Genomic DNA, 20,678 nt, shown 5'->3' on the forward strand with positions numbered 1-20,678 from the left:
AACCGTAGTTACTCTGTCAATTTCTTTGAGGAAAACGAGTTTATGAGAGGAGTATCGGTGATGGAGTCGATTGTAGCGCAATCACCTCCCTTGGACAGCAATCCTGCTACAAATAGCCAAGCGGCAGGAGTTATTCCTGAATTGGTCATCATCTTGATCATTCTGCTGCTGATTGCAACTGTTGTGGCACTCGTAACCCAACGGTTGCGAATTTCCTATGTGACGGGCTTAGTGTTAGCAGGTTTGCCCATTACGGATCTCTTGTCGCGTCGAATTGGTTTAGACCCCTCTTTAGTATTAAATCTTTTCCTACCAATTCTGATTTTTGAAGCCTCGATCAATACTGATATCAGCCGTCTCCGCAGCACCTTTAAGCCGATCGCGCTGCTGGCGGGTCCCGGCTCTATCTTTTCTTCAGCAATTATCGCTGTTCTGGTTAAATTTGGGCTGGGGCTAGACTGGATTCCGGCGTTGCTGATCGGAGTCATTCTGGCAAACACTGATACAGTCTCGATGATCGCGGTTTTTAAAGAGATCCGCGTGCCTTCTCGATTGTCCACCATTGTTGAGGGAGAAACTCTGTTCAATGATGCGGCTGCTCTAATTTCATTTAATTTGGTTTTGGTAATTTATACGACAGGCTCTCTCACCGCTATACAAGGCGTGAAGGAACTGCTCGTGGTTGCCTTAGGTGGGGCAGTAGTCGGGGGTGTTTTAGGTTACTTGAGCGTGCCGATATTTGTTCGCTTAAACGATCCGTTGAGTAGCCTTTTGCTAACCGTCGCTCTCGCATTGGGAACCTTCCAAATCGGACAATTTTTAGGCGTATCGGGCGCAGTGGCGGTTGTCATCACCGGGCTTGTTTTTGGCAACCTTGGGCTGCCTCGCAGTTCGTCTGCCTCGGATCGGATTACCTTGCTGAGTTTCTGGGAATACGCTGGTTTTGGCGTCAATACGTTTATTTTCCTGCTGATTGGAATTGAAATTAACCCGCTGACGCTGTGGAGAATTTTGCCATCGATTTTATTGGTCATTCTGGCCTATCAACTGGGACGGATTCTCTCGGTCTATTTGTTATTAGCTGGGCTGCGCTGGTTCGATCGCCCCATTCCGCTACGCTGGCAGCACATTTTGGTTTTAGGGAACATTAAAGGATCTCTCTCAATGGCCTTAGCTCTTGCGATTCCCTTGACCCTACCAGGACGGGATAACATTATTGCCCTGGTTTTCGGTGCAGTTTTATTCTCCTTGGTCGGACAGGGATTAAGTTTACCGTGGATAGTAAAACGACTAAAAATTGGCCGTGTTTCTGATGTAATGCAGGAAGCTGGGCAGTTACAGATTCAGTTGATCGCTTCCAAAGCGGCTCAAGATGAGCTAGATAGTTTGCTGAAATCTGGCGTGTTACCGAAGGCAGTTTACGAAGAGTTATGGGCATCGTATCAAGCACGAGTAGCACACTCTGAGCGAGTGCTGCGCGATCTCTACAATAAACATCGGGCCGGTCAAATAGAGGGCGATCGCAGCGGGCTAGATACGATTCGACGGCGATTGCTCCTAGCAGAAAAAGGAGCCGTTAGCGATGCGCTCCGCAAGCGAATTGTTCCAGAGGATCTGGTTCATCCTTACATCAAAGATTTGGATGAGAAACTTCTAACGTTGGCAGATGACTAGCGCGAATGCCGAGGTAATCAATCATGGGGTGAACTAGCTCTGGACGGGTCACGACCAGGATTGTAGAGCCTGCTTCAAGAACAGTATTGCCGTTCGGAATCTCCAGATTGGCGCAGGCATGGCATTGATAACCAATAATCAGCGAACCTGTAGGAAAGCGGGGGTCTTGAGCAATTTGAGCAACGCTGCGACCTGCCACATTGCAATCGCCTGGAACGGGCAGCTTTAGCACCTCGACTTGTCCTTGTTCAAAGTGCATCATCGATTCGATTTGAGGGTATTCAATCGCGTTTGCCATTGTTGCGACTGCCAAATCAATCGTGCTGATGATGTGACTGGCTCCGGCAAGTCGATAGGCTTCCATGAATTCGCGATCGCGCATTCGCACCACAATATGAGAAATGCCATAGCTCCTGGATAGGGTGATCAGCGCTAAATTCAGTGCATCATTCCTCAGTGATGCAACGACTGCGCTTGCTTGTTTAATTCCGGCTTCCAGAAGAACCGTTGTGCTAACTGCACTGCCTTCAAATGTCATCACTCCGATTTTTTCACGAGCAAAGCGACAGGCAAGCGGGTCAACATCAATGATTGCAACCGTATGACCGACGTTTAATAACTGCTGGGCTAAACTCAGCCCCATCATTCCTGCTCCACCAATTAATACGTACATGACTGACTGTGATCCCAAGACTGAACATTACAGATTTATCACTATAAAGCTACATAATCTTAGGAACTTTAAAAAACTCCCCATCGCGATCGGGTGCTCCCTCCAAAATACTTTCTCCGTTAGCAAAAGGTTGCAAATCGTCCGATCGCATTACATTGCTAACATCGATCGCCCGCGTTGTCGGCTGCACCTTACTCGTATCCAGTTCGCTCAACTGCTCAAAATAATCCAAAATACCGTTCAGTTGACCGGTAAACTGCTCTTCTTCTTCAGGCGTTAATTCCAATCTAGCTAAATTCGCTACTTTCCGAACTTCTTCTCTGTCAATCATAAAAATTGGGAATTGGGAACTGGTTGGTTGTTAGTGGTTAGTTGTTATTGGTTATTGGTTATTTTTTGGTTATAATAACCAATAACCCATGAGAGCATATCGTTACTAAAAACTCGCCTTAAAAATACACATCAATCTGCGATCTGCCACTCGTCTTCAGCCAATTTTGCACCTCAATGTAATTGTTCGGGGCCAAGCGAATAGCCTCCTTCCAATAATCCGCAGCTTTATCAAACAGCCCTTCCGCCACTTCAAAATTGCCAGCTTCCTTTTCCTTTTCCCCTTGATAGTGGTAAATCACAGCAATATTATTCAGCGCTTGCGGCATTCTCGGATTGAGCTCTAGGGCCTCGTCGTAATACTCCAAAGCTTTATCGTGTTCGCCGTTGCTAGTATGGATCAGGCCCATATTGTACAAGACATAACTGCGATCGTAAGGATCTTCCTCCAGCTTCAGCGCCTCATGATAATTGTCCAGCGCTTCAGCATATTCGCCATCTGCTTGAGCTGACATACCATCCCGGTAATAAGCAAAAGCTTCCTTCGCTTGCTTTTTCGCCGGCATAATCTTCAGGATGATATCAGCCATTACCGTGAAACTTTTGTCAATAAAGTTATCGTTGCGTTGAGTTCTTGGCATATGCGATTCTTTGGTTAGCGGCTAATCAGAAAAATTAGCCTGTAAAGTTTTCCTATTAATAATTGCGCAACTGTTTTAGTTGGCAGTTGTGTTGAGAGCGCTAAAAAGCCTACTCGATCGCAAGTGCGAACCTTAAAACACGCCCTTGGGTTTAACACTCGCACAAGCTCTATCTATTTTATAGAACTCTTGCAAGACTTGCAAAAAAACTAGATTTCTTTAACATATCTCTGGCACTCTACACAAAACTTATAAAAACCCGTGCAGAAGGTAAAAGTTCTGCTGTAGGGTGCAGGGGCGATCCTCTTCGAGAGCTTTCCTTCGGCTCGCTTCGCTAACGCCAACGGGCGATCGCGCACCGTACCCTACTAACTTTACCCACAATCCCCCGCCGTTGCCCCTTTTGGGAAACCAGCAAATAGCCTGCCGAGGAGAAATTCGATCGCAAAGTTTTATTAAGCTATGCGGGTTTAGCCAACACTTAAAAGTTATTCGGCAAAACACTAGCAATATTTTGCCCCAAAGTCAAGGGCAGGCAAAAAAAATCAGAAACCAGGACACGAAAACCAGCTCGAATTCCCGCAATATATAATAAAAATAACCGGGTAATTTTCACAGAGAGAAACCTATGGCTCCGAATCCCACCATTATGCAAGCCGTCGAACAACTTGGCTACCGCGTTACGGTTGGAGACGTGGCGGCAAAAGCTGGATTAGATGTCAATTTTGCGCAGCGAGAACTGTTAACCCTCGCCTCCGAAGCAGGCGGCAACCTGCAAGTAGCAGAATCCGGCGACATTGCCTACCTATTTCCCAAAAACTTTCGAGATATTTTGCGAAACAAATTCTTGCGCTTGCAGTTGCAGGAATGGTGGCAAAAAATCTGGCGCATTCTATTTTATCTGATTCGGATATCTTTCGGTGTTGTGCTGGTAGCTTCTATCCTCTTAATTTTTGTTGCTATCACGCTTTTACTCTCCAGCGGCAGCGACAATAACGGGGGAGGAGGAGGAGGAGATGGTGGGGGCGGCAACAGAGGCGGTGGCTTTTTCTTTTTTCCCTACTTCTGGAACGACTTACTCTGGATATTTTACTGGAACCATGACGAACCTTACTACCAGCGATCGCGCTTAAGTGGCCAAAAACCCCAGATGAGTTTTCTGGAAGCAGTTTTCTCCTTTCTCTTTGGAGACGGCAATCCCAATCACAATCTAGAAGAGCGCAAATGGAGCGATATTGCCACGGCAATTCGCAACAACCGAGGCGCCGTCGCCGCTGAACAAATTGCCCCGTATCTCGACAATCTCGGACAGGGATACAGCCGAGAATACGAAGAATATATGTTACCTGCTCTCGCCCGTTTTGACGGCCGCCCCGAAGTCAGTCCCGAAGGGCAAATTGTCTACCATTTCCCGCAATTGCAAACCACAGCCGTCCAGAAAAATCCTCAACCAGTAGCAGCTTATTTGCGAGAAATGCTGTGGCGTTTCAGCCACGCCAGTTCAGGACAAATCATGCTCGCAGCAGGGTTAGGAGCCGTCAATCTTGTCGGTGCGTTAGTTTTAGGAAATTTATTAGCTAAAAGTGCGATCGCAGGTGGATTTATCGGTTTCGTCAGCGCTGTTTATCCAATGCTCCTGATTTACGGCGTCGGATTTCTCGCAATTCCTTTAATTCGCTACTTCTGGATTCAGTGGAAAAATAGCCGGATAGAAGCCCGCAATCAAGAGCGTCAGCAGCGAGCGAGGTTATTAAACGAACCCGATGCCAATTTGCTCCAAAAACTGGCTTACGCTCGGGAATTTGCAGGAGAAAACCTTCTGACTGAAGAAGACTTAGCTTATACAACAGAAACCGAGTTAACCCAACAAGAACTAGAACAGTCAGCAAAAATAGATGCCGAATGGCAGCGCAGAATCGAACGCTCGGAAAACTTGTAATACTAATGACAAAAAACAGTTATTTGTTGTTAAGTTAGGTTGAACTAAAATCTGGCAGATTTTTCAATAATAGACAGGAAGCCTGTTCCACAATTAAAATATATTGGTTGCGGAACGGGCTTTTAGCTCGTTGCTAAGAAGAGTGGAAAATGTCAAGCTTTATTGATGTCATAATTTTTTATACTCCGATTTTTTTTAAATAATCTTAGGGCGTTTAAAAATTAAACAATTTTGGTCATACTTCGAGTCGTGATACAAACTCACAAGTTCCCACCCCTCCTCCCCCAACTGGTTGACAAATAGATGCAGCGAGCCTTGTTTCCAATCTCGCTGTTCTTCACCGTTTACATATAAACTAATAAGCTTGTTTCCAAAAGGATACATATTCGCATCCACAAATAAATACTCCCACTTTTGCATAGCAATCCTTAATGTAGTTAGTCATTAGTCAGTCGATTTTAGATTTGAGATTTTAGACTTCGGTGCGATCGCTCAGTCGAAAGATTTGACATTTACTCAACAGATGAATCTAAGAGCTTGAACAAGAGTCTAAAATTTTCATCTATCCAGGACAGGAGTTGGGGGCTTGTATCCGTTTTTGGGCGGGGTCATGAGTCATTAGTGATTCCCAATTCCCAGTTCCCAATTCCCCCTTTCCAATTCCCTGTATTCACGACACGGAAGTCACGGATACAGAAATAGCTGTTTTTCCCTTCTTCCTTCCCCCTTCTTCCTTCTTCCTTCTTCCTTCTTCCTTCTTCCTTCCCCCTTCTTCCTTCCCCCTTCCCAACAGTTACTGCACTGCAATTCTAGCCAAAGTAGCACCCCGGTAATAGTGCAACAAAATCTGCTGGTAGCCGTATCCCTGCCTGGCCAAATTATAGGCCCCCCACTGACTCATTCCTACAGCGTGACCGAAACCTTTGCCAGCAACTTGAAAACCAGTAGGAGCTTGGTTGCTATTCCTTGGTTTCCCACCGCCGGCATACTGAGGAATCACGGTAAAGCGGGTACTCCTCAAACTTAAAACCCGGCGTAAATCTGCGCCGGTCATGACCCTAGAACCGCCATCTCCAACTACTTTCATCCTCAAAACGCTCCCGTAAGCCGTAGTCCGTTCTGGCTTGATCGAGATCACATTGCCCACGCCAGAAATCTTGCTGCTGATTTGGGCGCGAGAAAAATTTTCTTTCCACTGGTAAACCGGCGCCCCTTGGTCGAAGTCAGGAACAGCACGCAGGTAAGGCAGCGGTTCCGTCCAAACATCCTCGACATTTTCAGTATGTCCCCCAGAGGCAGAGTGGAAAACGGCTAAAATAATCTGACCGTTGTAGGCCAGAACTTGACCGGCGGTTGCATCGACTGCGGAATAAGTCCCAGAAGATTCTGTTTGCAGTCCTTTGTAAACCTGCGAAGACTGAGTATTGTCCACGTCGTAAAGCTCGGTGTCGCTTTTGAGGCGCTGGTGGATAGCGTAGGAGCGGGCGGCGACTGCTTGGGCTTTCAAAGCCTCAATAGGCCAATTGCCACTCATTTCTGCGCCGAGAACGCTGTAGAGATACTGTTCGATATCGACGTAGTTGACGGCAGTCAAGCCTCCTTTTTCGGGAACTAGAAGCGTGCGTCCCCGATACCAACGATCGCCAATCCAGACATAACCGTTTCCCGTCGGCTCGATCCAAACTTGGTTGGCGGCCCAGCGACCGATCGCCACTTTTCCCGATCGAAATTGAGCCGACTGAGAACTGTTTCCCGACAGTTCGCCCAAATTGCGCCCGCTGCCGTCGCGGATTGCAGCCTTAGTAGAACTCCCGACTTTTATCTGACTTGCCCCGTCTTGTACCGCAACTCGCAAAATCAGCGCGGCCTGGGCTGGGGCTACCATTACCAGCCAAAACAACAACGAAATCCAAAAGTAGCGTTTTTTTAATGTCGAAAGAACGGAAGCAAAAAATACTCCTGACTGCATTTGAAAATTTTCCTTTTATGCTGTATATGTTTGACAAGTTTTAAGGGGAAGCTGGGGTTCGGGAAAAAGGAAGAGGAACGAAAGAAAGAAAACGTTAGAATTGGGTTTGGCACTCTGTGCCGTTGTCGAAAATGATTTTAGCAACTAGATGTTCGCAGGAACAGCGATTTATCCCGGTTCCTGGCTGCGACTATTTCCTGTATGTCGGATTTGCCGCACTCTGGATATATGTAACATATTTTTAAAGACTTAATTGAGGTGATTTGACTCTTGCAGATTACATTTCTCGGAACTAGCTCCGGCGTCCCCACGCGATCGCGCAACGTTTCCAGCATCGCCCTCCGGTTGCCCCAGCGAGCGGAACTGTGGCTGTTTGACTGCGGCGAAGGAACTCAGCACCAGTTTCTCCGCAGCGACCTAAAAGTCAGCCAACTAAGCCGCATTTTCATCACTCACCTGCACGGCGACCACATTTTCGGCTTAATGGGTTTGCTGGCTAGCTGCGGTTTGGCGGGGAATGTCAAGCGCATCGATCTTTACGGGCCTCCGGGACTTGAAGAATATTTGCAAGCTGGCGTTCGCTATTCTCAAACTCATTTTTCTTACCCGGTTAAGGTACACAAAATTCACGAGGGAGTCATCTATGAAGATGACGAATATATTGTTAGCTGCGGCCCTTTGAAGCACCGAGTTACTGCTTTTGGTTATCGAGTAACTGAGAAAGACCGTCCGGGACATTTTGATGTAGAAAAAGCGAAGGCTGTGGGTATTCCTTCGGGGCCGCTTTACGGTCAATTAAAACAAGGAAAGACGGTAAAGTTATCGGACGGGCGACAGTTTAAAGGTACGGATTTTTGCGGCCCGGATCAAATCGGGCGCAAGTTTGTTTATTGTACTGACACGGTTTTTTGTGACGGGGCGGTGGAATTGGCGAAGGATGCTGATTTGTTGGTGCACGAAGCTACTTTTGCTCATCAAGATGCTCAAATGGCCTTCGATCGCCTGCATTCAACTTCGACAATGGCGGCTCAAGTGGCTTCGATTGCTGGGGCGAAACAGCTAATTATGACGCATTTTAGCCCGCGTTACGCTCCCGGGAATGCGATCGTCCTGGATGATTTGCTCAAGGAAGCGCAGGCAATTTTTCCGAATACGAAAATGGCCTATGACTTTTTGACTTACGAAGTGCCCAGACCTGTTTAAAACTAGGGTTTATCTGGCCTGAGATGTGACAGCTTTTTCAATAAGGGCGATCGGGGCGGGCTCTTCGGCCCGTTCAAAATTTACGCATTGGCTGTGCTGTTTTGGAGCGGTTGAAATCTCAAGGTCATGATAAAATGTAAAAACTAATTCTATGGCGTTTTATGTCAAATCTTGAATTATTAGCCCAACTTCGGCAATTGTCTCGTGCTGAAAAGTTTCAAATGATGCTGTTTTTAATAGCAGAATTGGCGAAAGAAGAAGGAATTGTAATGGGTAATGAATCTGCTGAAATTATATATTCAGTGCATACTTCTAATAGTGCTGCTGAGCAATTGACGCAGTTACTAGAAACAGAGCAGAAACAAACTCAAAATGTTTAATAGTAGGCGATATCCTTTTCAACCTAAACGAGATGGAATGGGTGTTTTAGCTGATGTTCCGTATCTGCCTTTAACACTAACTTATCAAAATCGTTTTGTTGAGGTTATGGGTTTACTGGATACAGGAGCTAGTGTAAATGTTTTGCCCTATAATGTTGGGGTACAGTTAGGGGCAATTTGGGAAGAGCAAAGATTTTCTGTTGTTGACGAGTTATGAAATTCGCATTAAACTTAACGTTATGTTTTTACTTCGACTCTCCTAACTCTTTGTATATTACGGGATTTTTACAAACTTCTGACAGGATTTGCCCTGATTTAAGTAAGGTAACTTTACATCAGTAGCCCACCCATTTTTTAGACAAAGTTTAGGATATTATTGAATTGACTATCTGACTAGAATACATCCCTAATTTTTATGATTTTGAAAAATCGATATCAACTTCAAGAACGACTCAGTCAAAAAGCAGGCCGAGAAGTTTTCCTGGCAATTGACCAACAAACTGAACAACAAGTTATAGTTAAAATTCTTTGGTTTGGTCAAAATCTTACTTGGGCAGATATAAAACTATTCAAGCGAGAAATAAAAACACTGAAAACCCTTTCTCATCCAGCGATTCCTCGTTATCTAGACTATATAGAAATCAACTCACAAAAGAATAAAGGAATAGCATTGGTTCAAACATATATTAGAGGAAAATCCCTGGAGCAATACTTACAATCTGGACATGGGTTTAGTGAAGCGGAACTGCGGCAAATTGCCCAGAAAATCTTAGAAATATTGATATATCTCCATGGACATCGTCCCCCTTTAATCCATAGAGACATTAAACCAAGCAATATTTTGTTAGCCGATGGTTTTGGAGATATTGCAGACCAAATCCACTTGGTAGATTTTGGAGCGGTCGGTACACAGACTATGGTAGAAAAAGGAACCATGACATTGGTCGGTAGCTATGGATATATGCCGCCCGAACAATTTACTGGACACATTACTCCTGCGGTTGATATTTATGGGTTAGGAGCAACTCTAATTTATTTAGTGACTGGTAAACACCCAACGGAACTACCACAAAAAAACCTGCAAATTCAATTCCGATCTACTCCTAATATCAGTCCTGCTTTCACAAAATGGTTAAAGCAGATGACTGAACCCCATCTGGAAAAGCGGTTACCCAATGCACAGGTGGCCTTAGCAAAATTGCAACCAAAATTTCAACTCAAGCCATATGTACCTGCGATTATTCTAGGTTTGTTTGTTATGACTGGAGCAATAAGCTACTTCGCATTAGGTACAAATATTCTATCCAGTAAATTACACAAAGAGATAGCATTACGTGGAGATTTTTTTGGGTTGTCTCCAACAGGTATATATGTAAAAGCTGGTCAAGTTTTAAGAGTAAGAGCATCAGGTGTAATCATTGTTTGGCCCAACCATGGATCTTATGGGGAAGCCACTCCCGCAGGTAATTCCAACACCCTTTGCCCTCACGCAGAATGTTTCTTTCGTGGAGGACCAGCGGGATTGCTAGTTGGGAAAATATCTGCAAGTGGTGAACTATTTGAAATAGGTGCGGACAAAGAGATAACTGTCATAAATGAAGGAGAATTATATTTAGGAATAAACGATCCACTTACTGGTGATAATAGTGGTCATTTTTCGATATCTGTTGACGTTCGTTAAGAGCTGATTTATAAAGTCTCCCGAAACTCCCTTGGTTCGTGGCTGGGCAGCAGAAGCCTTGGGCAAGTTAGGAAATGCTTCAGAATCCGTCATCAGCGCCTTGCTGTTACGTCTCGAAGATGGGAACGAGGATGTGCGTGGCTGGGCAGCAGAAGCCTTGGGCAAGTTAGGAAATGCTTCAGAATCTGTCATCAGTGCCTTGCTGCGAAGTCTCGAAGATGAGGAGGACTGGGTGCGCCGTGAGACAACAGAAGCCTTGGGTAAGTTGGGAAATACTTCAGAAGCAGTCATCAGCGCCCTGCTGTTACGTCTCGAAGATGAAGAGGATAGCAGGTCTTGGTCGGTAGTAGAAGCCTTGGGCAAGTTGAGTTTGAAATCTAGTGAGGTTTTGCCTGCGGTCGCGCAATGGATTGATCGCCCTCAAGATACAGCATATGTCGGTTCAGGTATTGATGTGTTGTGGGATTTGGTGGCAAGTCAGGGGAATTGATCCAGAAATTACCCACTCCGACTCAAGAAACCCGGTTTGCCCGATCGCCCCCAAAGACGCCTTCGACGGCTCAGGACAGCCAATGGTTGCTACAATCGGGGAGGGTATATGTTGTGGCTAACACTACAGCCCGTAACCCTGAAAGCTAATAGCTAAATTATTAAAAATCTGCCTCTCCTGCCATGTTTAAAAATCTGCTAGGCGATCCCAACGCGCGCAAACTTAGAAAATTTCAGCCTTGGGTAGCTGATATCAATATTTTGGAAGAAGACTTCCGCGCACTCTCAGACGACGACCTCAGAGGCAAAACTGCGGAGTTTCAAGAACGTCTGGCAAAAGCTAAATCTCTCAACGAGGAGAAAGAGATCCTAGACGAAATCTTGCCGGAAGCTTTTGCAGTGGTGCGGGAAGCGGGACAGCGGGTTTTGGGACTGCGCCACTTTGATGTCCAACTCCTCGGCGGCATCATCTTGCACAAAGGCCAAATTGCCGAAATGAAAACCGGTGAAGGTAAAACTCTGGTGGCGACGCTGCCGGCATACCTCAACGCCCTCAACGGTAAAGGCGTACACATCATCACCGTCAACGATTATCTCGCAAGGCGGGATGCAGAATGGATGGGACAGGTGCACCGCTTCCTGGGATTGACTGTGGGACTGATTCAGCAGGGCATGGATCAGGTGGAACGAAAGAAAAATTATAACTGCGATATTACCTACGCGACTAACAGCGAAGTCGGCTTTGACTATTTGCGCGACAACATGGCTACTGTCATGGAAGATGTAGTGCAGCGTCCTTTTAATTTCTGCGTGATTGACGAGGTTGACTCGGTGCTGATTGATGAAGCACGGACGCCTCTGATTATTTCCGGCCAGGTGGAACGCCCCAGCGAGAAGTATATGCGGGCGGCTGAGGTAGCTGCTGCTCTGAGAAAGGAAAATGAAGAACATTACGAGGTTGACGAAAAGGCTCGGAATGTGCTACTGACCGATGAAGGGTTTGGTGAAGCTGAGCGGTTGTTGGGTGTTACGGATTTGTACGACCCGGCTGACCCTTGGGCGCATTACATTTTTAATGCGATTAAGGCGAAGGAATTGTTTATTAAGGATATTAACTACATCGTCACTCCCGATCGCGAAGTCGTGATTGTCGATGAGTTTACGGGCCGGGTGATGCCGGGACGGCGCTGGAGCGACGGTTTGCACCAGGCGATCGAAGCCAAGGAACACGCGGAAATTCAGCCGGAAACTCAAACGCTGGCGACGATTACCTATCAGAATTTCTTTTTGCTTTATCCGAAGCTGTCGGGGATGACTGGGACGGCAAAGACTGAGGAGACGGAGTTTGAGAAGATTTACAATCTGGAAGTGACGCTGATTCCCACTAACCGGATTACGAGCCGCACTGACCTTTCGGATATGGTTTACAAGGCGGAGGCCGGCAAGTGGAATGCGATCGCCCAAGACTGCGCGGAAATGCACGAAATCGGTCGGCCGGTGCTGGTGGGTACTACGAGCGTGGAAAAGTCGGAGTTGCTGTCGCGGCTGCTGCTGGAACGCAAAATTCCTCACAATTTGCTCAATGCTAAACCGGAAAATGTGGAGCGGGAATCGGAAATTATCGCTCAAGCCGGACGCAAAGGCGCTGTGACGATCGCCACGAACATGGCCGGGCGCGGTACAGACATCATTTTGGGCGGTAATTCTGAGTACATGGGCCGCCTGAAGTTGCGCGAGTATCTTATGCCCCGAATTGTGCAACCCGAGGATGACGACGATTTTTCGGTGGTGCAAGTGCCTGGTATTGGTGGCCGCCCCGCACCTCAAGGTTTTGATCCGACTAAGAAAAAGGTAAAGTCTTGGAAAGCTTCGGCGCAGATTTTCCCGACGCAGCTATCGAAAAATGCCGAACAAATGCTCGTGGCGGCGGTGGAATTGGCGGTGAAGGAGTACGGCGCGCGATCGCTCACGGAATTGCAAGCCGATGATATCGTGGCTATAGCTTCGGAAAAAGCGCCGACAAAAGACCCGGTAATTCAAAAATTGCGGGAAGCTTACAATTTAACTCGCAAGGAATACGATGCTTTTACCAGCACCGAACACGATGAAGTCGTGCAGTTGGGAGGCTTGCACGTCATCGGTACTGAACGCCACGAATCGCGCCGGATCGACAATCAGTTGCGCGGCCGGGCGGGACGCCAAGGAGACCCTGGTTCTACGCGGTTTTTCTTGAGTTTGGAAGACAATTTGCTCAGGATTTTCGGCGGCGAACGGGTGGCCGGTTTGATGAAGGCTTTCGGTGTTGAGGAAGATATGCCGATCGAATCTGGAATGCTGACTCGTTCCCTCGAAGGCGCTCAGAAAAAAGTCGAAACCTACTATTACGATATCCGCAAGCAGGTATTTGAATACGACGAAGTGATGAACAATCAGCGTCGAGCAATCTATGCAGAACGCCGCCGAGTATTGGAAGGTTTGGACTCCAAAGAACAGGTAATTAAGTATGCCGAACAGACGATGGACGACATCGTGGGAGCATACATCAATCCCGATTTACCTTCCGAAGAATGGGAACTCGACAAACTTGTGAGCAAGGTAAAGGAATTTGTTTATCTGCTGGCTGACATGACACCGGATCAGCTAGAAGATTTGTCCGTTGAGGAAATTAAAACATTCCTGCACGAACAAGTCCGCAATGCTTACGACATTAAAGAAGCGGAAGTTAATGCAATCCGAGCTGAATTGATGCGAGATGCGGAACGGTTCTTTATTTTGCAGCAAATTGATACTTTGTGGCGGGAACACTTGCAACAAATGGATGCTTTGCGCGAGTCTGTAGGGCTGCGCGGTTACGGGCAGAAAGACCCGTTAATCGAGTACAAAACTGAAGGTTACGAGCTGTTTTTGGACATGATGACGGATATCCGCCGCAATGTGGTTTATTCGCTGTTCCAGTTCCAGCCGCAGCCGGCAATGCAAGTTTCGCCAGAGATGGTTTGAAAATAGTTAACAGTTGACTGTTGACTGTTGACTGTTGACTGTTGACTGTTGACTGTTGCTTCCAGGCTCTTCCTGGAAGTTGCAGATTTGAGATTAAAGCCAATCTTCTTGATCGCTTTTTTGTTTCCTGTAAACTTCACCTTTGGCGTGAATTTTACGGGTTTGTTCGTAAAGACTTTCTTCGCTATGATTCCATTTTTGCAGGACTTTTTTTAAGTCGGATTGAATATCTCTAGCGCCGGGAAAGCCTCGGTAGCGAATTATTAATCTTGCTAATTCCGATAAATTGTAGTCGGTTGCTTCTCCTACTAATAAACTATCGACACTGGCTCGATCGCGCTTGTATTGCGGATGCTGCTGATCTTGAGTTTTTGCTACTGAATCCATACTATTTATATTTCCCAATCATCTGAAAATGTTGCTACAAGCAACCGCCACCCAAAAGCGCGGACATAAATAACCTAATGAATATAGTCTTAAATCCGCGCTTCATAAACGGTTTGATTCGGGTATCATAACTGTCAACTGTCAACTGTTTAAATTGTCGCTTCAGTCAGCCCCAAAAATTTTTGTGTTTGTTCCGTAATACCAAATAGGCGATCGCCGTGACAAAAGATTTCCCAGGCGCGAATTCCCATAAAACCAATACCTGCAACCGCCAAGGGCATCGCTGCGGCACCTAAAAGCGCGGCAATGGGGGGAAATATCATGCACAGCGTTAACAGAATGCCAGTAATAACACCGCCAGCAATGCCAGCTTTGGCGGTGGCAGCGGCGACTTCTTCCACTAACTCTGACTGGGTAATTTTGCCTTCAACGCACAATAGCGAATTTTCTAAGATAGAAAATATTAACTCAATTACTGCTGCTGCGATCGCCCCTTTCATTGCAGCCCCAACGATTTCCGCAACTGCTGCTTTAAACGCTGCATCCGCTAAAACTTGCTTAGCTACTGCTAATTCTGCGGCAGTCATGTCTGCACCACCGCGAGCACGATTCACCCAAAAATATTCAAAAATCCCGTTAGCCGCTTCGCTTCCGCCTCCATTGACGTGCGCTTGGATGTGACTCCAATCTTTATCTTGACAGAAGTTGCGAATTGCTTCTGGGCCTTGAGCACGAATTTGGGCGGGTATAGATTCAAATACTTTTGCTGCTTCTTGAACGTTTCGCATTCCGTCACGCACCCCAGCCCTAGCAAATTTGAATTGCAGATTTGTTGGCAGGTTCTCAAAACGGATGTTATGTGCTATTTTAAAAGCTTCTTGACTGGCGATCGCCCCGGCACTAACCATTGAACTTGGCGCTGATTGTACCCACGCCGTTAATACAGTTGCACTTTCCTCAACTTTTGCTGCGATTTCGTTGGCTAAGTTTTGGGTATCGGCAACAGTTTCTCGTACTTTAGCCGTTAGCAATTCGAGCGGATTCTGGTTAATTTCCATTTCGATCCAGCTTGCATCGTTAATGATTGAATTATTTCGACTATAACATTCCTCTTCAGTAAGTGTTATTTTTTACTAAATTGCTTCTACCTTCTAAGTCCGGCTGTAAATTTAGAGCTTTTTTTTGATAAAATAAACCTTCATTGATTCGACCTTGATCTTCCAAACTTTTGCCTAAATTCCAATAAGCGACGGCTAAATCTGGTTGAAGAGCAATAGATTTTTGGTAGTAAGTTATGGCGTCATCGAGCCTGCCTTGTTTGTAAAACATACTGCCCAAATTAACATATGCTTCGACAAAATTAGGGTCGAATTCGATCGCCTTGGAGTATGCACGAATCGCGGCGTCTATTTTGCCTTGGGCTTGCAGGATATTGCCTAGAGTTTTGTAGGCGGCGGCGAAATTCGGTTGCTGGCGAAGTGCTTGGTAACAGGAGGCGATCGCCTCTACATATTTCTGTTGCGCGTAATAAATTTCTGCTATCTTGTTGAGTGCAACAGCCTCATCCGTTTTGAGCGCTAGTAATTTTTGATATTGAGCGATCGCCTCCTCAAGTTTTCCTGATTTCTGGAGGGTCTCGCCCGCTGACAAATACTGCTCTGCTAACTCGGAATTTACGGTCATAGATTTTACTTTAACAGCCGATACTACTTTACCACAAGTGTTAGTTAGCAACCGCGATTTCGAGGGATATTCTGATTATTTGAGATTTTAAATTTGTTTCTGTACCGGAATGCGGAAAAAAATAGTATGATTATTTTGAACCAGTATCAACGCTAATTGCAGAGGAAATCTCATGGCATCACTAGCAGGAAAAGTGGCAATTGTGACTGGTGCATCGCGGGGAATTGGACGCGCGATCGCCCTCCGATTATCCGAAGAAGGCGCATCAGTAGTCGTCAACTACGCCAGAGGATCTGAGCAAGCAAAAGAAGTTGTGTCAGCGATTGAAGCAGCAGGCGGCAAAGCATTAGCCGTGCAAGCCGATGTCAGCAAAACCGCAGAAATTCGCGATTTGTTCGATCGCACTCTGGAAACCTATTTACAAGTCGATATTTTAGTCAATAATGCGGGAGTAATTCTTTACAAACCTGTAGCGGAAGTTACCGAAGCAGAGTTTGATAATCTTTTTGCAATTAACGTTAAAGGCACGTTTTTTGCTTGTCAAGAAGCTGCTAAACGGATGGCAGACGGAGGAAGAATTGTCAATTTTTCCAGTTCGACAACGGCGATGCTACTGCCAACTTACGGGGCTTACGTGGCGACAAAAGGCGCGGTGGAACAGCTAACTCGATCGCTGGCGAAGGAATTGGGCGATCGCCAAATTACAGTTAATGTGATTTCTCCGGGTCCAACGGATACAGAACTCTTTACAGTCGGCAAAACCGCCGAACAAATACAAAGATTTACTCAAATGGCTGCTTTGGGAAGACTCGGAAAGGTTGAAGATATTGCCGATGTGACGGCTTTTTTGTGCAGCGAACAAGCCCGGTGGATTACCGGACAAAATATCCGCGTTAACGGCGGGACTGCCTAAATATATACTTTAGTCAGCTTGGAGCGGATAAAAGTTTGTATACCAGCAGCGATTTCAATCGCCGATTATCAGAATCCCCAACCAGAATCTTTGATTTTGGTTGGGGATTCTGATAATTTTATAGCGGACAATCGAACAAATTAAGGAGACAGCCGCCACACCTTAATCGTGTCGTCAAAACTGCCGCTGATCAGAGTTTTGTCCTGAGGATTAAAAGCCAATTCCACCCAAGTAGAATGACCCTTCAGCGTGCCCGTCATTTCGCCGGAACCCATCCGCCACAGCTTGATAGTCCCGCTCAAATCGGCGCTGGCCAGCTTGTCTCCGTCGGGACTGAAAGCCAAGGACTTAACCTTGTCGGAATGGCCGATCAAAGTCCGCAGCAGATAACCGTTGGGCTGCCCGGACTGATTATTGGGGCTGATATCCCACAACTTCACCGTCTTGTCCCAACTGCCGCTGGCGAGAGTTTGACCGTCCGGGCTGATGGCCAGAGACCAAACCCCCTCGGAATGACCCCAAATAGTTTCTTTCAATTCCCCAGTGTGCCAGTTCCACAGGTTGATCTTACCGTCGCTGCTGCCGATCGCCAAAGTTTCTCGATCGGGACTGAAAGCCACCGACTGCACCTCGTCAAAAACCCGCTTGAGAGTTTCCAACTCGACCCCGCCTTCGACTTGCCACAGTTTCAAAGTTTTGTCCTTACCGACACTGGCTACGGTTTGGCTGTCGGGACTGAAAACCACCGAGAACACGCCGTCTTCGTGTCCGTCCAAAGTCTGAATTAACCTGCCAGAATAGAAATTCCACAATTTAATCGTACCGTCAACGCCGCCGCTGGCGATCGTCCTGCCGTCGGGACTGACGGCCACCGACCACACGGGGCCCAAATGTCCTGTTAAAACCTTGAGCAGCTTGCCGCGACGCTTGTGCAGCAGGTGAACTGTGCCGTCGTTGTTGCCGCTGACTATCACGCGGCCGTTGGGAGCGACTGCTACCGCCCAAACCGGGTTTTTGTCTCGATCCGCCAGAGTGCGCACAGCAGGCCCTGACTGCGATGCCTCACCGCGAAAATTTTGCATCGGGGGCGGATTGAACCGAATTTCGGGAATGCTAGAAACAGGCTTACTAGAAGTGAAAGCCTGCGGTACTGGAGATGGCAAGCGAGAACCCAGCATTACCGAAAGCAGAGCAACCGTCGCTCCTCCCCACATGGCTAAAGTCCACTTGGGTTTGTTGAGAATCACGTCTACCGGTGCCGGGCCGTATTTCATGTCTTTGAGAATTGCCTCGGTCGATCGATAGCGTTTTGATGGTTCTCGCTGCACCATTTTATCCAGGATGCGGCCGAGTCGCGCCGAAACTGGTACTTTCAAATAATGCCTCCAAGCCCAACTCTCGGCTTTGATGTCAAACAAATCAAAGGGCGACATTCCCGTTAACAAGTGAATGCAAGTGACGCCCAAACTGTAGATGTCGCTGCTCTTAATCGCTTTGCCTTTAATTTGTTCCGGGGCCGCGTATTCCGCAGAACCTGTCACCGTTTCTGTTTTGAGCGGCCCGCTGTTTGCCGGAATTGCCGCGCCGAAATCGACTAAAACTAGCCCAGAGGCACTTTCCTGAGACACGGAATGTAAATCCTCTTTCCCTGCCAAAGCTGGGGATGCTTGGGGAGTTTTCCGGTGAATAATATTGGACGGTTTGATATCTCCGTGAATCAGTTGATTTTCGTGAACAAATTGCAGGACTGGCAACAATTCGCTCAGCAGATACCAAATTTGAATTTCTTTAACAACACCTTTTTCTGAAAGCCGATCGGCTAAATTGCGGCCTTCGATGTATTCTTGCACTAAATACTGGCAGCCTTCGAGTTCAAAAGATGCCAGCAGTTTCGGTATTTGGGGATGTTTCCCCAACTCGTCGAGAACTGAGGCTGAGCCGCGAAATGTCCGGTTTTGCTGGTTTTGACCGTCTGCGGCTGCTGCGGGTTGGCAGAACTGTTGAATGACGCAGCGGGGTTGCGAAGGTTGGTCTTCATCGACGGCTAAGAAGGTGCGGCAAGTGAGACTTTGACCGAGGGTGTGAAAGACTCGGTAGCGGCCTTTTAGCAGCAAATTCGACTCGCAACTTTTGCAGACTGTCGCGCGATCGAGATTTTGGGGGTTCTGGCAATTGGGATTGGTGCAGTAACTCATTTGTCTTTCCGCTGGAGACCCCCGTCCGACATACTTGCTGGTGGGGGAGGAAAGCGGGGCGGTGCGTGCCGCTTCCTGTGGACAAATTAAATAATTGGAATCTTTGCTTGATCATAATTGTTTCCCAGATTTTCGCCACAATTGCTGCGGTCGATCGCGCGTAAATAATTGCTGACTTTCCTGCGAGCGAGGTTTAATAGGTTGATCGAGCGGCGGGATTCGCTGTGACCGAATTACGTTATACTGTCATTGCGAATACTTTCATTGCGATCGCCAGGCCTTGCCAAATATCATTGCTCCTTGGTTCTATCGAGTCAATCTAAAATCTAAAATCGATTGATTGACTGATTAAAACTCAGGCAAAATTTGCCAAACTAACTACTAACTTTTAACTATTACTTATGCCGTTAATTCGCGTCCCCAAATCTTGGGAAATTCTCGAACCCCAAATTACCCCAGAAACAGCCTTTCTCAACCGCCGCCGCTTCATGACCAATTTAATTGGCGCCGGCGTGACTGCTTCGCTGCTACCGCTGACAGGCTGCCAAAGCAATGCTAGCTCAAAAACTGCTTTGGAGCAAAGCTCAACCCAAGCATATTCGGGATTGAGCCGGAATCCTGCCTTTGCCAAAGTCGATCGAGCGATTACCGACGAAGCCTTAGCTACAAAATACAACAATTTTTACGAATACGGCGGCACAAAATCTATTTGGCAAGCCGCTCAAGCTTTGCCAACAGAAAACTGGAAAGTAGAAGTAGGCGGTTTAGTAAAAAATCCCCGCACTTATGATATTGACGACCTCTACAAAAAATTTCCCATCGAGGAACGAGTTTATAGATTTCGCTGCGTCGAAGCCTGGGCGATGGTAGTTCCTTGGGTCGGATTTCCGATGAAATTGCTGATGGCTGATGTCGAACCGACATCAAATGCCAAATTTGTTCGTTTCACATCATTTTACGACCCCAAAATTACCAAAGGTGCCAGCGTATTTTCGCAATTTTATCCTTGGCCTTATACCGAGGGAATGCGAATTGAGGAAATGGCAAACGATTTAGCATTTTTGGCCACAGGCTTGTACGGCCGACAATTACCTAAGCAAAATGGTGCGCCGCTGCGGCAAGTGATTCCTTGGAAGTACGGTTTTAAGGGCGCAAAGTCGATCGTCAAAATTGAATTTGTCGAAAAACAGCCAGCCACTTTTTGGAATACAATCGGCCCCAACGAATACGCTTTTGAAGCAAATGTCGAACCCGACAAGCCGCACCCCAGATGGTCGCAGGCAAGCGAACGGATAGTCGGCCCCGGTAACAGTTGGTCGTGGGAAACTCGCCCGACTTTGCCCTATAACGGTTACGGCGAATATGTAGCTAGTTTGTACAGTTAATTGACAGATTTCCCCTCGTTTCTAGGCTCTGCCTAGGAACGCATATCCGGAGGCTCTGCCTCCTTATTTCCGCGAGGCAGAGCCTCCGATTCAGGCATTTCTAGGCAGAGCCTGGGAACGAGAAAAGGCAGAGCCT

At 46.9% G+C, this 20,678-nt stretch carries 20 protein-coding genes; 10 read left to right on the plus strand and 10 right to left on the minus strand.

Annotated elements, in window-relative coordinates; genetic code table 11:
- The first annotated feature begins 42 nt into the window (after positions 1-42).
- Positions 43-1,674: a sodium:proton antiporter gene (locus tag QUA20_RS06105; protein ID WP_333186499.1), complete on the plus strand. Its 1,632-nt coding sequence runs from the start codon at positions 43-45 to the stop codon at positions 1,672-1,674.
- Here QUA20_RS06105 and QUA20_RS06110 read toward each other — a convergent pair.
- From QUA20_RS06110 to QUA20_RS06120, 3 genes are all read right to left on the minus strand, one after another.
- On the minus strand, positions 1,631-2,347 hold the full coding sequence (locus tag QUA20_RS06110) for a TrkA family potassium uptake protein (RefSeq protein ID WP_333186502.1): 717 nt from the start codon (positions 2,345-2,347) through the stop codon (positions 1,631-1,633). The two genes, QUA20_RS06105 and QUA20_RS06110, sit on opposite strands and share 44 nt — an antisense overlap.
- Positions 2,348-2,396: 49 nt before the next feature.
- Positions 2,397-2,678, minus strand: a complete 282-nt coding sequence (gene gatC, locus QUA20_RS06115) for an Asp-tRNA(Asn)/Glu-tRNA(Gln) amidotransferase subunit GatC (RefSeq protein ID WP_332978921.1) — start codon at positions 2,676-2,678, stop codon at positions 2,397-2,399.
- A 118-nt stretch (positions 2,679-2,796) separates the two neighbouring features.
- Entirely contained in the window at positions 2,797-3,318 is a 522-nt protein-coding gene (locus QUA20_RS06120; protein ID WP_172186918.1) for a photosystem I assembly protein Ycf3, read from the minus strand.
- A gap of 628 nt (positions 3,319-3,946) precedes the next feature.
- Between QUA20_RS06120 and QUA20_RS06125 the strand changes: the two genes are divergently transcribed.
- Positions 3,947-5,257, plus strand: coding sequence for a hypothetical protein (locus QUA20_RS06125; RefSeq protein WP_333186506.1), 1,311 nt, complete (start codon positions 3,947-3,949; stop codon positions 5,255-5,257).
- 195 nt (positions 5,258-5,452) lie between these two features.
- Here QUA20_RS06125 and QUA20_RS06130 read toward each other — a convergent pair whose 3' ends face one another.
- The 3 genes from QUA20_RS06130 to QUA20_RS06140 form a co-directional block, all read right to left on the minus strand.
- Positions 5,453-5,677, minus strand: a complete 225-nt coding sequence (locus QUA20_RS06130) for a hypothetical protein (RefSeq protein WP_172186920.1) — start codon at positions 5,675-5,677, stop codon at positions 5,453-5,455.
- A 264-nt stretch (positions 5,678-5,941) separates the two neighbouring features.
- On the minus strand, positions 5,942-6,064 hold the full coding sequence (locus QUA20_RS06135) for a hypothetical protein (RefSeq protein WP_333186509.1): 123 nt from the start codon (positions 6,062-6,064) through the stop codon (positions 5,942-5,944).
- A complete protein-coding gene (locus QUA20_RS06140; RefSeq protein ID WP_172186921.1) occupies positions 6,051-7,226 on the minus strand; it encodes a SpoIID/LytB domain-containing protein in 1,176 nt (391 codons plus the stop codon). The genes QUA20_RS06135 and QUA20_RS06140 overlap by 14 nt, the downstream gene beginning before the upstream one ends.
- Before the next feature lie 270 nt (positions 7,227-7,496).
- Between QUA20_RS06140 and QUA20_RS06145 the strand changes: the two genes are divergently transcribed.
- From QUA20_RS06145 to secA, 6 genes are all read left to right on the plus strand, one after another.
- Positions 7,497-8,429, plus strand: a complete 933-nt coding sequence (locus tag QUA20_RS06145) for a ribonuclease Z (RefSeq protein ID WP_333186513.1) — start codon at positions 7,497-7,499, stop codon at positions 8,427-8,429.
- 161 nt (positions 8,430-8,590) lie between these two features.
- Positions 8,591-8,809, plus strand: coding sequence for a hypothetical protein (locus QUA20_RS06150; protein ID WP_333186515.1), 219 nt, complete (start codon positions 8,591-8,593; stop codon positions 8,807-8,809).
- Between the two features lie 37 nt (positions 8,810-8,846).
- Positions 8,847-9,026, plus strand: coding sequence for a hypothetical protein (locus tag QUA20_RS06155; protein WP_333186518.1), 180 nt, complete (start codon positions 8,847-8,849; stop codon positions 9,024-9,026).
- A 198-nt stretch (positions 9,027-9,224) separates the two neighbouring features.
- The gene (locus tag QUA20_RS06160; RefSeq protein ID WP_333186521.1) at positions 9,225-10,490 is read left to right on the plus strand and encodes a protein kinase domain-containing protein; all 1,266 of its coding nucleotides are present in this window, start codon (positions 9,225-9,227) and stop codon (positions 10,488-10,490) included.
- Positions 10,491-10,500: 10 nt separating this feature from the next.
- A complete protein-coding gene (locus tag QUA20_RS06165) occupies positions 10,501-10,980 on the plus strand; it encodes a HEAT repeat domain-containing protein (protein ID WP_445304649.1) in 480 nt (159 codons plus the stop codon).
- 182 nt (positions 10,981-11,162) lie between these two features.
- Positions 11,163-13,979, plus strand: coding sequence for a preprotein translocase subunit SecA (gene secA, locus QUA20_RS06170; protein WP_333186526.1), 2,817 nt, complete (start codon positions 11,163-11,165; stop codon positions 13,977-13,979).
- Between the two features lie 93 nt (positions 13,980-14,072).
- Here secA and QUA20_RS06175 read toward each other — a convergent pair whose 3' ends face one another.
- The 3 genes from QUA20_RS06175 to QUA20_RS06185 all read right to left on the minus strand — a co-directional run bounded on the left by QUA20_RS06175 (position 14,073) and on the right by QUA20_RS06185 (position 16,049).
- On the minus strand, positions 14,073-14,366 hold the full coding sequence (locus QUA20_RS06175) for a DUF3288 family protein (protein WP_333186528.1): 294 nt from the start codon (positions 14,364-14,366) through the stop codon (positions 14,073-14,075).
- Positions 14,367-14,515: 149 nt separating this feature from the next.
- On the minus strand, positions 14,516-15,424 hold the full coding sequence (locus tag QUA20_RS06180; protein ID WP_333186531.1) for a hypothetical protein: 909 nt from the start codon (positions 15,422-15,424) through the stop codon (positions 14,516-14,518).
- A gap of 55 nt (positions 15,425-15,479) precedes the next feature.
- Entirely contained in the window at positions 15,480-16,049 is a 570-nt protein-coding gene (locus tag QUA20_RS06185; RefSeq protein ID WP_333186534.1) for a tetratricopeptide repeat protein, read from the minus strand.
- A gap of 172 nt (positions 16,050-16,221) precedes the next feature.
- Between QUA20_RS06185 and QUA20_RS06190 the strand changes: the two genes are divergently transcribed.
- A complete protein-coding gene (locus tag QUA20_RS06190) occupies positions 16,222-16,962 on the plus strand; it encodes an SDR family oxidoreductase (protein ID WP_333186537.1) in 741 nt (246 codons plus the stop codon).
- 140 nt (positions 16,963-17,102) lie between these two features.
- On the opposite strand, the gene QUA20_RS06195 is transcribed toward QUA20_RS06190, so the two are convergent.
- On the minus strand, positions 17,103-19,157 hold the full coding sequence (locus QUA20_RS06195) for a serine/threonine-protein kinase (protein WP_333186540.1): 2,055 nt from the start codon (positions 19,155-19,157) through the stop codon (positions 17,103-17,105).
- Positions 19,158-19,558: 401 nt separating this feature from the next.
- Here QUA20_RS06195 and msrP point away from each other — a divergent pair, with 401 nt between their 5' ends.
- Positions 19,559-20,542, plus strand: coding sequence for a protein-methionine-sulfoxide reductase catalytic subunit MsrP (gene msrP / locus QUA20_RS06200; protein WP_333186543.1), 984 nt, complete (start codon positions 19,559-19,561; stop codon positions 20,540-20,542).
- Positions 20,543-20,678: the final 136 nt, after the last annotated feature.

This window comes from Microcoleus sp. Pol7_A1, from assembly GCF_036701085.1.
Lineage (GTDB): Bacteria > Cyanobacteriota > Cyanobacteriia > Cyanobacteriales > Microcoleaceae > Microcoleus > Microcoleus asticus.

What these genes read in the sequence shown, in the direction of transcription:
- QUA20_RS06105 (WP_333186499.1), top strand. Translation starts at nt 43, where the DNA reads ATGAGAGGAGTATCGGTGATGGAGTCGATTGTAGCGCAATCACCTCCC.
- QUA20_RS06110 (WP_333186502.1), bottom strand. Translation starts at nt 2,347, where the DNA reads ATGTACGTATTAATTGGTGGAGCAGGAATGATGGGGCTGAGTTTAGCC.
- gatC (WP_332978921.1), bottom strand. Translation starts at nt 2,678, where the DNA reads ATGATTGACAGAGAAGAAGTTCGGAAAGTAGCGAATTTAGCTAGATTG.
- QUA20_RS06120 (WP_172186918.1), bottom strand. Translation starts at nt 3,318, where the DNA reads ATGCCAAGAACTCAACGCAACGATAACTTTATTGACAAAAGTTTCACG.
- QUA20_RS06125 (WP_333186506.1), top strand. Translation starts at nt 3,947, where the DNA reads ATGGCTCCGAATCCCACCATTATGCAAGCCGTCGAACAACTTGGCTAC.
- QUA20_RS06130 (WP_172186920.1), bottom strand. Translation starts at nt 5,677, where the DNA reads ATGCAAAAGTGGGAGTATTTATTTGTGGATGCGAATATGTATCCTTTT.
- QUA20_RS06140 (WP_172186921.1), bottom strand. Translation starts at nt 7,226, where the DNA reads ATGCAGTCAGGAGTATTTTTTGCTTCCGTTCTTTCGACATTAAAAAAA.
- QUA20_RS06150 (WP_333186515.1), top strand. Translation starts at nt 8,591, where the DNA reads ATGTCAAATCTTGAATTATTAGCCCAACTTCGGCAATTGTCTCGTGCT.
- QUA20_RS06155 (WP_333186518.1), top strand. Translation starts at nt 8,847, where the DNA reads ATGGGTGTTTTAGCTGATGTTCCGTATCTGCCTTTAACACTAACTTAT.
- QUA20_RS06160 (WP_333186521.1), top strand. Translation starts at nt 9,225, where the DNA reads ATGATTTTGAAAAATCGATATCAACTTCAAGAACGACTCAGTCAAAAA.
- secA (WP_333186526.1), top strand. Translation starts at nt 11,163, where the DNA reads ATGTTTAAAAATCTGCTAGGCGATCCCAACGCGCGCAAACTTAGAAAA.
- QUA20_RS06175 (WP_333186528.1), bottom strand. Translation starts at nt 14,366, where the DNA reads ATGGATTCAGTAGCAAAAACTCAAGATCAGCAGCATCCGCAATACAAG.
- QUA20_RS06180 (WP_333186531.1), bottom strand. Translation starts at nt 15,424, where the DNA reads ATGGAAATTAACCAGAATCCGCTCGAATTGCTAACGGCTAAAGTACGA.
- QUA20_RS06185 (WP_333186534.1), bottom strand. Translation starts at nt 16,049, where the DNA reads ATGACCGTAAATTCCGAGTTAGCAGAGCAGTATTTGTCAGCGGGCGAG.
- QUA20_RS06190 (WP_333186537.1), top strand. Translation starts at nt 16,222, where the DNA reads ATGGCATCACTAGCAGGAAAAGTGGCAATTGTGACTGGTGCATCGCGG.
- QUA20_RS06195 (WP_333186540.1), bottom strand. Translation starts at nt 19,157, where the DNA reads ATGAGTTACTGCACCAATCCCAATTGCCAGAACCCCCAAAATCTCGAT.
- msrP (WP_333186543.1), top strand. Translation starts at nt 19,559, where the DNA reads ATGCCGTTAATTCGCGTCCCCAAATCTTGGGAAATTCTCGAACCCCAA.